Origin of the sequence: Micromonospora sp. NPDC052213, assembly GCF_040679695.1 — a bacterium.
In the GTDB taxonomy this organism is placed as follows: Bacteria; Actinomycetota; Actinomycetes; order Mycobacteriales; family Micromonosporaceae; genus Micromonospora.
The window spans coordinates 1-12942 of the sequence record NZ_JBFAVI010000191.1 but is presented as its reverse complement, the minus strand read 5'-3'; the positions used below and the strand labels follow the sequence as shown (position 1 = coordinate 12942).

Below are 12942 nucleotides of genomic sequence, written 5' to 3'. Positions count from 1 at the left end.
GGCTGGTCGGCGCCCACCGGCACCGGTGCCGGGCGGGGCGGGCGTGGGGGCGAGGTGCCTCAGGCGGCGGCGTGCGGTTGCGGCCGGGAGCCGCGCAGCACCCGGAGGATCATGCTGGGGCGCATCAGCGCCTCGAGCGGATCGACCAGGCCGGCGGAGCGCATGAACTGCTCGGTGACGGCGGCGTCGCGGGTGGCGGCGATCTGGACGCGGTACATGTACGCCTGCATCAGCTTGAGCATCGGCGTCCGGTTGCCCTCGACACCGGGGAAGCTCAGGTTGATCCCCTCGGTCATGTCCCAGGCGGGGTCGATGATCCGGCCGACCTCGCGCATGAAGTCCAGCGAGCCGGGTGGGGCCCCGAGGCGCAGCCGGTCCCGCAACGCCAGCGCCTGCAGGGCGGCGAGGCTCTGCGCCTGGGCGAAGACCGGGTTCGGGGTGCACACCGCGTCGCCGAGCACGATCAGTCGCTCCGGGAACCGGGACATCCGGTCGTAGCGGCGCCGCAGCGTGGTCGGGAATCGGAACAGCACCGGGTCGTCGAGCGGCTCGGCTTCGATGATCGCCTCGTGGATCTCCTTCGCCGCCAGCGTCTTGACGAACGCGTTGAAGCCGTCCGGGTCGGTCGGCGGGTGGTCGCCCAGGAGGCCGTAGGCGGTCAACTCCACCAGGCCGCTGTCGGTCTTGGTGAAGATGGCGCCGCGGGGCAGGGTCGGGTTCGCCACCGCGATGATCGAGTGGTCGGTGCCGAACGGGTCGGTACGCAGCCGGTAGTGCCGGGTCACGTAGCCCAGACCAATTTTCGTGCCCTCCTCCTCGACGCGCGGGTAGCCCAGGGCTTCCAGCCACACCGGCGTGCGGGAGCCACGGCCGGTGGCGTCGACGACCAGATCCGCCTCCAGCGTCTCCTCCGCGCCGCCGTCACGCCGCTGGACCCGGGCCCCGGTCACCCGGGACCGGTCGGGGCTGGTGGAGAGGCCGGTGATGTCGTAGCGCTCCATGAAGGTCACGTTCCCGAGGGCCTGCACCCGCTCCCGGACGTGCGCCTCCATGATCGGCCGTCGCGCGCCCACGTTGGTGAGGCCAGCGCGGACCTGCTTGAGGGGCTTGCCGTTGAAGTACCACCGCACCGTGCCGGACAGGTCGGTCTGCGGGCACCCGGCGCTGATCATCTGCGCGGTGATCTCGGGGAAGAGCTCCTCCATGGCGCGGGCGCCGCGGGCCAGCAGGCCGTTGATGTGCCGTGCCTGAGGCGCGCCCCGACGCGCCTCGCGCACGCCGAGGAGCTCGTCCCGGTCGACGACGACCACCTCGCGGTAGCTTTCCGACAGGGCGCTGGTGGCGAAGAGCGACGTGATGCTGCCCCCGAGCACCACGGCACGTTCTCCGACGAATTTGCTCATTGACATTCGTCTCCCTTGGGTAATGAACGATTGCGACACGTCGACGGGAAACCGTTTCGGCGTCCGAGCGGCGTCGAATCGCCATCCGGGCCGGCTCTGTGTGGGATCGTTTCAGTCAGGGCGTTCGGCGAGCATCTTCCTGACTGCCCTTGACACCCGGTGACCTGCTGCTCGTTGCGGGGCGAGCGGCCAGGGTCGAAAACGGTGGACGCGGCACCGAGAAGGGTGCCGGGCCGACGGAATTGCGCGCTATTCGGCGGTGCCCTGCCGTGGGTCGGAAACCGGGGCGTCCCGTTTCGTTCGCGCGGCGGCAGGCGTCGCGTCCGCGTCGGCGATGATGCCCCCCAGCCATGCCGCCGCCACCTCGAGGGGCCCGGTGTCCAGCCGGCAGGGGCGCCGCTGCGCGTCCTGCCGCCGCCCGACCAGACCCGCCCGCTCGAGCACGCGGAGGTGGCGACTGACCGCGGGCATGCTCATGGCGAACGGGGCGGCCAGCTCCGTGACGCTCGCCTCGCCGGACACGAGCCGGGCGAGGATCGCCCGCCGGGTCGGATCGGCCAGGGCGGCGAGGATGCGGCTGAGATCGTCTGATGCCACAGATGGTGACCTTCCGTCTCTGGGCCGGGCGGCCGAGCCGTAAGCTGCTGCGCCCGGCCGCGGGCGGCGTACCGCGCCAGCGGGTCGCGTGGGCGCGGGGTGCCGGGCCAGCTGTCGATCACGAGGAGGCGGCCTCGGCGAGGTACCGCGCGATCCGCTCCGGCCGACCTGGCCGGGTTCGCATCCGGGCATGGCGGTCGTGCCCGCCCGCCGGAACGGTGGCGTCGATGCCCAGTTTCGCGGTCACTCCCCCGACGGCGGACGGGTCGAGGCTGCTGCCGGCGGCGCGGGGAATGACGACGACGTCCCGGTCCGCCTGCACCCGCGTCGCCAGGGCCCATCCCACCTGTTCGTCGTCGTGGATGTCCACGTCGTCGTCGACCACCACCGCGTACTTGACCGCGCTGGCCCCGCCGAGGGTGGCGAGCAGGACGTTCACCGCGGATGCGGCAGCGCCGCCGCGTACGGACACCACGGCGTGCAGTCGGCAGGAGCCGGCCTCCGGCAGCCGGACGGCCACCACGTCGGGGTGCGCCTGGCGCAGCATCCGCAGCAGCGCCGCCTCGCGCGGTATCCCGCCGAGGAGGAAGTGCTCGCGGCCACCGGAGAGGATCGTCTGGAAGACGGCCGCGCCGCTGTGCCAGCCGGCGGTCAGCTCGATCACGGGCGCCGGAGCGGTGGGCCCGTACGTGCGGGGGAACTCGCCGAACGGCCCCTCCGGCGCCCGTACGCCGGCACGGAAGCGTCCCGCGAGGACGAATTCAGCGTCGGCCGGCACCGGCAGACCGTTGGTCGGGCAGGCGACGACCGGAAGCGGTGTCGTGCGTAGCGCGCTGGCCACCTCGAGGTCGTCCAAGGCGCGGTCTGCCGCCGGGGCCTGGCTGGCGAGGGCCAGCAGGGGATCGACGCCCACCACGATCGCCACGTCGAGGTCGAGCCCGCGCCGTTCCGTCGCGGTCAGGATCCGGCGCAGGCGTCCCGGCAGGACGAGTGTCCGGAGGGTCCGTTCGCCGACGGCCAGCATGCGGTTGATCGACAGGTTCGTCTTTCCGGTCGCCGGATCTCTGACGACGAGGATCGCCGAGGTCAGGTAGCGGCCACCGTCGTGTTCGTGCTGCACGGTGAGGGGAAGCCGGGACAGCAGCGCGTCGCCGTCGAAGCGGTGGGTGAGCACCGCCGCGGCGGTGTCGGGCACCGGCGCGCAGGGCCGTGGTGCGGTCAGCGCGTCGAGGTAGCGGGTGGTCGTCTCGTGGGGGAGGCAGTCCATCGCCTCGGCGAGGTCGGCACGGCTGCGGACGAGGTTGCCGGCGAGGGGGAACGAGGCGCCGGCCACGTCGAGGAAGAGCACCGACCGCTGCCCGTCGAGGCGCTCCAACACGGCCGAGACCTCCTGGTCCGGGTCCACCTGCGACCGTACCCGGCCGAGGCGGCCGTTCGCGTCGAGCGTCGTCAACCATGACCGTAGGTTCTGCGCCGCGGGCCAGCCCGGTGGCGTACCGGTCGACGGGGCGGGGATGGTCACGGCCGGCCACCGGGAGCGCGGACGGTGAAGTGGATGTGCTTGAGCTCGGTGAACTGTTCCAGCCCGACGGTTCCGCGGGTGCGGCCGATCCCCGAGGACTTGAAGCCTCCGCTGGGTGTCTCCGGGTACGAGTGGTTGTACCCGTTGACCCAGACGGTGCCGGCCTCGAGGCGACGGGCGATGCGCCACGCGCGGTCGAGGTCCCTGGTCCACACGCTCATCGCGAGGCCGTACGGTGTGGCGTTGGCCCGCCGCACCGCCTCGGTCTCGTCGTCGAACGGCTCGACGGTCACCACCGGGGCGAACAGTTCCCGCTGGACGACCGGCGAGTCCGGCGTCGCCCCCGTGACGACGGCCGGCCGGACGAAGTGCCCCGCCAGGGCGTCGAGGTGGACGCGCTGGCCGCCGTGCACGCCGTGCCGTGTGGCGGCGTCGGCCAGTGTCGCCGCCATTCGGTCCCCGGCGGCCGGGGACACCAGCGGCCCCATCTCCGTCGCAGGGTCGCCGGGGTGACCGACGCGGATGCCGTCGAGACCGGCGGTGACGGCCCGCAGCACGTCCTGGTGGATCGGGCGGGCCACCAGGACACGGGTGCAGGCCATGCACATCTGCCCGCAGGTCACCACGACCGCTTTGACGACTGCGGCGATCGCCGCCTCCAGGTCGGCGTCGGCGCAGATGACGGTGGCCGCCTTCCCGCCGAGTTCGAGCAGGTGGCGCTTCATCCCGTCGCCTGCGGTGCGCAGGATCTCCGTACCGACCCGGGTCGAGCCGGTGAACGCGACCGCCCGCACCAGGGGGTGCGCGACGCTGGCCCGACCGACGGCGGGACCGCCGACGACGAGGTGCGCGACGTCGGCGGGGAGCCCGGCCTCGCGGCCGAGCGCCAGCACCCGGCCGGTGACGAGGCTGGTCTGCGGCGCCGGCTTGACCAGCGCGGTGACGCCGGCGGCCAGCGCCGGCGCCAGGTCCCGGATGAGCAGCAGCATCGGCCAGTTCCACGGCACGATGAACGTGGTCACCCCGACCGGTTCCCGGACGACGTGCGCGACCGTGCCGTCGGGCAGGGTGCCGGCGATGCCGCCGAGGTGTCGGGCGAGCCCGGCGTTGTAGGTCAGCGCGTCGACGCAGGCACGGATCTCCTGGTGGGCCTCGGACCTGGTCTTGCCTGTCTCGGTCACCAGCGCGTCGGCCAGTTCGGTCGCGTGCGCGGCGAGCGCCTCGCCCCACTGGTGGAGTGTGGCGGCCCGGCGTCGTGCGTCGCGCGCCCACGGGCTGCGTAGCGCCCCGTGTGCCCGCGCCGCCGCCTCGTCCAGTTCGGCGCGGGTCGTGACCGCAACCGGCGTCAGCGGCGCGAGGGTCGTCGGATCCACCGGTCGCACGTACGCGTCCGGCTCGGCGGGCGACGGGATGTCGGGGTTCATGAGAAGACCTGCCCGCCGTCGACGATGACGGTCTGTCCGGTCACGAACGCCGAGGCCGGCGAGGCCAGCCAGAGCAGCGGGCCGACGAGGTCGTTGGCCTGCATGGGTCTGGGCAGGGAGCGCGCCCGGGCCGACGCGGTGAGGTACGACTCGGTGTTCAGTGACCGGCTGGCGTCGTTGTCGACCAGGCCGGGGGCGATGGCGTTGACCCTGATGTGCTGTCCGCCGAGTTCCCGGGCCGCGGCACGGGTCAGCCCCTCCACCGCTGCCTTGGAGGCGACGTAGTGGGCGAATCCGACCGCGCCGATCCGCCCGACCACGGAGGAGACGTTGACGATGCTGCCGCCGCCGAAATCCGTCATGGTCGGCGCCACGGCTCGGATTCCCAGCCACGTGCCCCGGACGTTGACCGCGAAGACGTCGTCCCACTCCTCGACGACGAGGTCGGTCAGAGGGCGCTTCTCGCCGATCTTCCGATAGACGGCCGCGTTGTTGACGAGCACGTCCAGGGCGCCGAATTCGGCGACTGTCCGTTCCACCACGAGCCGCCAGTCGGACTCGGAGGCGACATCGGCGGGGGCGAAGACCGCGCGGCCGGGACCGTCGCGCGTCGCGGCCCGGGTCATGGCGAGCGCCTGCCGGGCGGACCGCAGCAGGTCGACGGCGACGACGTTCGCGCCGGTCGCGGTGAACGCCCGCACGTACGCGCTGCCGATCTCGGCGGCCGCGCCGGTCACGATGACCGTGCGGCCGGCGAGGCCGGCGAGGGACGCCGCGCGCATCGGGAGGACACTCATCGTGCTGGCACCTCCGGTCCTCTGGGTGTGTGCGGGCCCGACGCGGTGTCGGCGAGGGCGTCGTATGCGCCGTCGGTGAGCTGCCGACGCAGGATCTTGCCGACGGGGGAGCGCGGAATCCGGTCCACGGCGACAACCCGCTTGGGGCGCTTCAGCGACGGCAGGCCTGACGAGGTCCGGATGAAGTGCTGGACCTCCCGGACGGCTTTCTCGGGGTCGAGCCCCTCGCGGGGTACGACGAACGCCGTCACCGCCTGTCCCCACCGCTCGTCGGGCAGCCCCACCACGACGTTGTCGCCGATGGCAGGGGAGGCGGCCAGCGCGGCCTCGATGTCGGCGGGGTAGATGTTCTCGCCACCCGAGATGATCATGTCGTCGACGCGGCCCTGGTACCACAGGTTTCCCTGCTCGTCGCGGATCGCCAGGTCGCCGGTGTGGTACCACCCGTTGCGGATCGCCGCCTCGTCGGCGTCGCCCCGTGCCCAGTAGCCCGCGAAGGCTTCCGGGGAGTCCATGGACGCGATGACCTGCCCCGGCTCGCCCGGAGCCACCACGTCCTCGGCGTCGGCACCGGCCCGGTTGGCGATGACACGCACGCGGGAGAACATCCCGGCGCGGCCCGCGCTGCCCGGCCGTGCCGCCACATCGGGCTCGACCGTGAACGTGTAGATCTCGGTGCTGCCGTAGTGGTTGACGAACGTGCGCGGACGGACCGTGCCGGCCAGGCGGCGCGCGAGGTCCGGGGCCATGGGCGCCCCCGCGTACCCGAGCCGCCGCAGTGACGTCAGCTCGTGCATCCGACCGGTGTTGAGCAGCGACCAGTAGATGGTGGGCACCAGGTACAGCGAGGTGACGCCCTCACGCACGACGAGTTCCGACGACTCGTCGGCGTCGAACCGGCGTTGCGGTACCCAGGTGCCGCCGACCAGCAGGCTGGCGAGGAGGGTGCGGACACCCATCGTGTGGAACAGCGGCATCACTCCGAGCGTGACGTCGCCGCTGCGGTGCCCCGACTGCAGCACGTGCGCCACGGTGGCCGCGTGCTCGGCGGCGTGCGTACGGGGAACCCCCTTGGGGCGTCCCGTCGTGCCCGAGGTGTAGAGCAGCACGCTCAGGTCGCCGGAGTCGACGGTGACGGGTATCGGGCCGTCCGGCTGCGCCCCGACGAGCGGAGCCAACGCGGTCTCGCCGGCGGGCGCGTCCAGCGGGTCACCGACGTACACCCGCCTCGGCGCGTCGGGCAGGGCGACCGGGGCGGCCCGGGACTGACCGGAGGTGGTGGCGTCGGTGACGATCAGCACGGGAGCGCAGTCCTGCAGGCAGTGCCCGATCTCCGCGGGGCCGAACCGCGTCGACAGGGGCACCGCCACCGCCCCCAGCTTCTGCACCGCCAGGTAGAGACTGGCCAGCTCCGTGCCGTTGGCCAGGTGGAGCACGACGCGGTCGGCGCGCCGGACGCCGAGGTCCGCCAGCGTGCGGGCGAGCTGGTTGGTGTACGCGTCCCACTGGCGGAACGTCAGCGGCCGCCGTCCACCCACCGCCCGCTGCTCGGGGTGGCGTGCCGCGCCCCACGCCAACATCCGACCGATGTCCATGCGGTCACCCGAGATTCTCGACGGCCTGGCGGATCCGGCTCAGGCCCTCCTCGAGGACGTCGTCCGGGACGGCGTACGTGATGCGCACGTGCCCCTCGCCCCGGTCGCCGAACGCCGTGCCCGCGACCACTCCCACCGAGTACCGGTCGATCAGGTGGTCGGTGAACTGTTGGGCGGTCATTCCGGTGCCCCGGATGTCCGGGAAGACGTAGAAGGAGCCGTCGGGGGCCGTGCAGTTGATGCCGGGCATCGCGTCGAGCGCCGCGACCGTCCGGTCGCGCTTGGCCCGCAGGCGGTCGCGGGTGGCGATGACGTGGTCCTGCGGCCCGGTGAGTGCCGCGAGGGCGGCGATCTGGACGAACGCGGGCACGTTGGTCACCGAGTTCTGCTGGAAGATGTCCATGGCGGTGATCAGGTCCCGGTTCGCCACGCACCAGCCGATCCGGAAGCCGGTCATGATGTAGCTCTTGCTGAACGTGTCCACCAGGAGCGTCCGCTCCGCCATGCCGTCGACGGCGGCGATGGTGCGATGTTCGGCGGGCGGGTAGACCATGTGGCTGAAGATCTCGTCCGAGATCACCATGACGTCGTGCCGCTGACACAGCGCGCTGATCTCCGCCAACCGGTCGACGGTCATCCCGTTGGGTCGCTGCGGGGTGTTGATGATCAGGACCTTGGTGCGGTCGTTCATCAGGCGGGCCAGTTGATCGATGTCGAAGTGGAAGTCCGGTTCGACCAGCGGGGCGTAGACCACCCGCCCACCGGCATAGGTGATCCAGAACTCGTCCGGCGGATAGCCGGGGTTGGGGAAGATGACCTCGTCGCCGTTGTCGACCAGCGTGAGCAGGCTCTGCGTCAGCGCGTGCTTGGCGCCCATGGTGACCAGGACCTCCTCGCGGGCGGTCGGGCGCCCCCGACGCGTCGCCTCCTCCGCGATCGCGTCCCGCAGCTCCGGTAGGCCCGGACCGGGCACGTAGCGCACGTGCCCGTCGTGCACCGCCTTGGCGCAGGCCTCGAGGATGTGTGGTGCCGGGCGGAACTCCTCGCCCTGGAAGTCGCCCTTTTCCAGGTGGATGACCCGGTTCCCGGTTTCCCGTTCGAGTTGCTCGGCCCGGCGCATCGATGCCCATTGCTTCGGCAGGACGAAGTGGCTCGTCCGGCTCGAGAGGGGGCTTCTCGCGGTCCGCGCAGGGATGTTCGGCGTGGTCACCGGTAATCACACTCCTCGTGTTCGACAGGGGGAGGGCGCCCATCGGGTGGGCCGATGACGCCGCGGCTCACGATTCCAACTGCCGCCGTACGCCGGCATCTCTGTGCGTGCGCTCGTCGTCGCCGGCTGTCGCGGTGTCGTCTCGGCGGTCCGGACGTGTCGGGGTCCGACGCCGGCGGACCGCGATCGTTCCCGCGCCCCGCTGAAGTCCCAGGTGACCGGCCTGCGCCGCATTTCAGGAGATGCGCGGGCCGTCGGCCTGGTGCCACGGTCATGGTCGGCATCGACGGGTTCGTTGCTGTCGGAGCGTCGTTCCGGGGCGTGTGACGAGTGACCGCCGGGCCGTGCTCCGGGTGAGCTGATCGGCGCCACTGACGAGGAGAGGGACAAGTGCAGCCATTCCAGATCAACATCCGGCAGACCGAACTCGACGACCTGCGCCGTCGCCTGGCACAGACCCGGTGGTCGCCGGACCTTCCGGAGACGGGCTGGGCGCGCGGCGTGCCGCTGGCGTACCTCAAGGAACTGGTCGCCCACTGGCTGACCAGTTACGACTGGCGCCAGGCCGAGTCGCGGCTCAACCGCCTGCCGCAGTTCACCACGTCCATCGACGGCACCACCGTGCACTTCATGCACGTACGTTCGCCCGAGCCGGACGCACTGCCGTTGGTCATGACCCACGGCTGGCCCGGTTCGGTGGCGGAGTTCCTCGACGTGGTGGGCCCGCTGACCAATCCCGCCGCGTACGGCGGCGACCGGTCCGACGCGTTCCACCTGGTCATTCCGTCGATTCCCGGCTTCGGCTTCTCCGGCCCGCTGCCCGCGGCCGGGTGGACCGTCGACCGCATCGCGGCGGCGTGGGTCGAGCTCATGCGTCGCCTCGGCTACGAGCGCTACGGCGCCCAGGGCGGGGACTTCGGTTCACCGATCTCCCTCGCGGTGGGTCGACTCGACCCCGAGCACGTCGTCGGCGTGCACAGCAACATGCTCACCGTGTTCCCCTCCGGTGATCCGGCAGAACTGGAAGGACTCAGCGAGCAGGACATGGCCCGGTTGGGCCGGCTGGCGCGCTTCGACGCCGACGGCTCCGGATACCGCAAGCTGCTCTCGACCCGTCCGCAGACGGTCTCCTACGCCCTGAACGACTCGCCGGCCGGCCAGCTGGCCTGGATCGTCGAGCGGTTCAAGGAGTGGACCGACGCCGAGCTGCCCGACGACGTGATCGACCGTGACCTGCTGCTGACCAACGTGATGATCTACTGGCTGACCAACACGGCGGGATCGTCGGCCCAGTTGTACTGCGAGATCACCGAGCAGCAGCGCAGGGCGACCGAGGACCCGAACGGGGACATGCTGGCCGGCTACCGCGAGCAGCCGCTGACGGTGCCGCTCGGCGTGGCCGTCTTCCCGGAGGACTGCATCGTCCCGATCCGTCGCTTCGCCGAGCGGGACTTCTCCACCATCACGCACTGGACCGAGTTCGACCGGGGCGGGCACTTCCCGGCGATGGAGGTGCCGGAGCTGCTGGTCGGCGATGTCCGGACCTTCTTCCGGTCGCTGCGGACCGCAGCCTGACCGGCGGTGTGCTGCTACCGGCCGCCCCGCGCGGAGCGACGTCATCCGTCCGACCGCACGTACACGTCCACGTCCGAAAGGCGATACCGATCGATGGAGGGACAGCAAGGTGACGACAGTTGACATGGGACCCCGGGCGGGCCGCCGCGAATGGCTCGCGCTCGCCGTGCTGTGCCTGCCCACCCTGCTCACCACGGTGGACATCAGCGTCCTGATCCTCGCCCTGCCCCGGCTCGCCACCGATCTCGGGGCCAACAGCACCCAGCAGTTGTGGGTGACCGACATCTACGGATTCATGATCGCCGGCTTCCTGGTCCTCATGGGCACCCTCGGCGACCGGACCGGCCACCGCAACGTGCTGCTCGGTGGCGCCGCCGGCTTCATGGTCGCGTCACTGCTCGCGGCCTACTCGACCTCGATCGAGATGCTCCTGGTCTCCCGCGCCCTGCTCGGGATCGCGGCGGCGACGGTGATGCCCTCCGTGCTCGCCCTGATCAGTCAGCTCTTTCCGAACCCGATGCAGATGGGCGCCGCGATGGGCATCTGGGGCACCTCCATCATGCTCGGCGTGATCCTCGGCCCGGTGGTCGGTGGCCTCCTGCTCGACTCGTTCTGGTGGGGCTCGATCTTCCTGATGGGCGTTCCCGTCATGGCGCTGCTGCTGGTGGTCGGACCAGGGCTGCTGCCGGGCGCCCGCAACCCGCACCCCGGGCGACTCGATCCGCTCAGCGCGGTGCTCTCGCTCGCCGCGCTCCTGCCGGTCGTCTACGGGCTCAAGGAGATCGCACGGGCCGGTTGGCAGCCGACGCCCATCGGCGCCGTCATCCTCGGGCTCGCCTTTGCGCTGATGTTCGTCGCCCGCCAGCGGCATCTCACCCACCCGATGCTGGACCTCGGGCTCTTCCGCAACCCGGTCGTGAGCACGATCGTGCTGCTCGGCCTCGCGTTCGGCTTCATCACCGCGGGGGCCGGCCTCGTGTCGACCCTCTACATGCAGCTGGTGGAGGGAATGTCTCCACTCAAGGTCGCGCTCTGGATGCTGATTCCGGCCGGCGCGATGATCGTCGGCGGCAACATCGGACCGGCCGTCGCCCGTACCGTGCGGCCGGCCTACGTCCTCGCGGCCGGGATGGTCCTCGCGGCGGTCGGTGCCCTGGTCATCACCCAGGTCAGCGTTTCCGGCGGCCTGGCGACCCTGATCGTCGGCCTGGTCATCATGTACGTGGGTGGCAGCCCGAGCGCCACGCTGGCCAACGCCGTGCTGATGGGCGCGACGCCACCGGAGAAGGCGGGAGCCGCGGGCTCGTTGTCCTCCACGGGCGGGGAACTCGGGGTGGCGCTCGGCGTCGCGATCCTCGGCAGCGTCGCCGGGGCTGTCTACGGTTCCGCGGTCGAGGTGCCGTCGGCCGTGCCGCCCGAGGCCGCCATGGCCGCGGGGGAGAGCATCGTCGGCGCCGCGGCCGTCGCGGACACCCTGCCGCAACCTGTCGCGGCGGAGCTGCTCGACTCCGCCCGGGAGGCGTTCACACAGGCGCTGCACGGCGCCAGCCTGATCAACCTCGTCCTCTTCCTCGCGGTCGCGGCGCTCCTCGTCGTCCGGCTCCGGGCCGTGCCGCCCACCGGGGCGGGGCATCCCGGCATGCCCCCGGAGGCCGGACAGACCGTTCAGTGATCCCGTCGTGCGGACCGTCGGTGGTCCGCCCAGCGCCCGACCGCAACCGGGCGTCCCTGGTCCCTCATCTCCCAAGAAGGAAGGCGTCATGCCCCGTCGAAGAATCCGCACCGTCGCCGTGGCGGCGGCGGCCGCGCTGGCTGCGCTCGCGCTCGTCGTCGCCCTCACCCCGAATCCCGTCTCGGCCCGCGGTCCGCGGGTGGCGGTCTGTGTCGCACCGACCGTGAAGAGTGGCGTCGAGTTCAACGCCACGGTGCCGAAGAAGGCCGCCGACGTCCTCGTCCGCCGCACCGCCTCGTATCTCGGGGTCTGCGCCTCCTACGGGGAGTCGTCGAGGATGGGGAACGGCACGATCCGTGCGTTCTCGCAGTCCCGCAACGGGGTGCCGCACACCATCGGCCTGGTCATGGGCGTGAACGCGCTCGACGGTCTGCCGAGCCACCCGCCGACAGCGGGCCTGTGGTGCTACGACGTCAACGGCGACGGCGTGACCGACCAGCACACGGAGTGCACGGGTGGGTACGAGCATCCGCTGCGACTCAGCGACGAGTTCCGCTCGCGGGTGAACACACCGTTCCAGTACGTCCTGATGAACTGGAACCCGGCCGGCCATCTGCCCGAACACATCTACGACCGCCCGCACTTCGACGTGCACTTCTACATGAACTCCAACGAGGAGCGGCTGGCCATCCGCCCGGGGCCGTGCGGGATGCTCGTCAACTGCGACGACTGGGAGGTGGGTCGCCAGCCCGTCCCCGCGCGGTACATGCCTGCCGACTACAGCGACTTCGGGGCCGTCGAGCCGGGTATGGGCAACCACCTGATCGACCTGAACGGGCCTGAGCTGAACGGTCAGCCCTTCACGCACACCTTCATCTACGGCTCCTACGCGGGACGCCTGACGTTCTACGAGCCCATGGTCACCCAGGACTGGTACCAGAAGCTCGCCTCGGGCGCCGTGTCGGACGGCTGCTTCCCGATCAAGCAGCCGCAGGCGTGGCAGACGGCCGGCTGGTACCCGACCAAGTACTGCCTGCGCCACCGCGAGAACAGGTCCGAGATCGTCACCACGCTGGAGGGTTTCGTCCTGCGGTCGGCGGGATAGCCGTTCGCCCACGGGGTGGTGGTGCGACGCCGGCGGTCGCAC

Annotated in this window: 10 protein-coding genes; 3 read left to right on the top strand and 7 right to left on the bottom strand. The window is 71.5% G+C overall.

The annotated features are described in order from the left end of the window. Window positions 1–59: 59 nt before the first annotated feature. From AB0L34_RS29415 to AB0L34_RS29385, 7 genes are all read right to left on the bottom strand, one after another. Window positions 60–1403 carry an FAD-binding monooxygenase gene (locus tag AB0L34_RS29415; protein WP_363708378.1) on the bottom strand — a complete coding sequence of 448 codons (1344 nt, stop codon included), beginning with the start codon at window positions 1401–1403 and terminating at the stop codon, window positions 60–62. Between the two features lie 249 nt (window positions 1404–1652). After that, window positions 1653–2000, bottom strand: a complete 348-nt coding sequence (locus AB0L34_RS29410; protein ID WP_363708376.1) for a metalloregulator ArsR/SmtB family transcription factor — start codon at window positions 1998–2000, stop codon at window positions 1653–1655. A 118-nt stretch (window positions 2001–2118) separates the two neighbouring features. Further along, entirely contained in the window at window positions 2119–3453 is a 1335-nt protein-coding gene (locus AB0L34_RS29405; protein WP_363708374.1) for a UbiD family decarboxylase, read from the bottom strand. A gap of 65 nt (window positions 3454–3518) precedes the next feature. Next, window positions 3519–4946, bottom strand: a complete 1428-nt coding sequence (locus AB0L34_RS29400) for an aldehyde dehydrogenase family protein (RefSeq protein ID WP_363708371.1) — start codon at window positions 4944–4946, stop codon at window positions 3519–3521. Further along, window positions 4943–5743, bottom strand: coding sequence for an SDR family NAD(P)-dependent oxidoreductase (locus tag AB0L34_RS29395; protein ID WP_357454419.1), 801 nt, complete (start codon window positions 5741–5743; stop codon window positions 4943–4945). Before AB0L34_RS29395 ends, AB0L34_RS29400 begins: the two co-directional genes overlap by 4 nt. Continuing rightward, a complete protein-coding gene (locus AB0L34_RS29390) occupies window positions 5740–7338 on the bottom strand; it encodes an AMP-binding protein (RefSeq protein ID WP_363708369.1) in 1599 nt (532 codons plus the stop codon). The genes AB0L34_RS29395 and AB0L34_RS29390 overlap by 4 nt, the downstream gene beginning before the upstream one ends. Window positions 7339–7342: 4 nt before the next feature. Then, window positions 7343–8458 carry an aminotransferase class I/II-fold pyridoxal phosphate-dependent enzyme gene (locus AB0L34_RS29385; RefSeq protein ID WP_363708367.1) on the bottom strand — a complete coding sequence of 372 codons (1116 nt, stop codon included), beginning with the start codon at window positions 8456–8458 and terminating at the stop codon, window positions 7343–7345. Window positions 8459–8938: 480 nt separating this feature from the next. Between AB0L34_RS29385 and AB0L34_RS29380 the strand changes: the two genes are divergently transcribed. The 3 genes from AB0L34_RS29380 to AB0L34_RS29370 all read left to right on the top strand — a co-directional run bounded on the left by AB0L34_RS29380 (window position 8939) and on the right by AB0L34_RS29370 (window position 12900). Next, window positions 8939–10123, top strand: a complete 1185-nt coding sequence (locus AB0L34_RS29380; protein ID WP_363708365.1) for an epoxide hydrolase family protein — start codon at window positions 8939–8941, stop codon at window positions 10121–10123. Between the two features lie 109 nt (window positions 10124–10232). Next, window positions 10233–11795, top strand: coding sequence for an MFS transporter (locus tag AB0L34_RS29375; RefSeq protein WP_363708363.1), 1563 nt, complete (start codon window positions 10233–10235; stop codon window positions 11793–11795). An 88-nt stretch (window positions 11796–11883) separates the two neighbouring features. After that, on the top strand, window positions 11884–12900 hold the full coding sequence (locus AB0L34_RS29370) for a hypothetical protein (protein WP_363708361.1): 1017 nt from the start codon (window positions 11884–11886) through the stop codon (window positions 12898–12900). The last annotated feature ends 42 nt before the right edge of the window (window positions 12901–12942 follow it).

Bases quoted from the DNA above. Each gene is read 5' to 3' on its own strand.
- AB0L34_RS29400 (WP_363708371.1), bottom strand. From the start codon at position 4,946: ATGAACCCCGACATCCCGTCGCCCGCCGAGCCGGACGCGTACGTGCGA.
- AB0L34_RS29370 (WP_363708361.1), top strand. From the start codon at position 11,884: ATGCCCCGTCGAAGAATCCGCACCGTCGCCGTGGCGGCGGCGGCCGCG.
- AB0L34_RS29395 (WP_357454419.1), bottom strand. From the start codon at position 5,743: ATGAGTGTCCTCCCGATGCGCGCGGCGTCCCTCGCCGGCCTCGCCGGC.
- AB0L34_RS29415 (WP_363708378.1), bottom strand. From the start codon at position 1,403: ATGAGCAAATTCGTCGGAGAACGTGCCGTGGTGCTCGGGGGCAGCATC.
- AB0L34_RS29385 (WP_363708367.1), bottom strand. From the start codon at position 8,458: ATGCGCCGGGCCGAGCAACTCGAACGGGAAACCGGGAACCGGGTCATC.
- AB0L34_RS29390 (WP_363708369.1), bottom strand. From the start codon at position 7,338: ATGGACATCGGTCGGATGTTGGCGTGGGGCGCGGCACGCCACCCCGAG.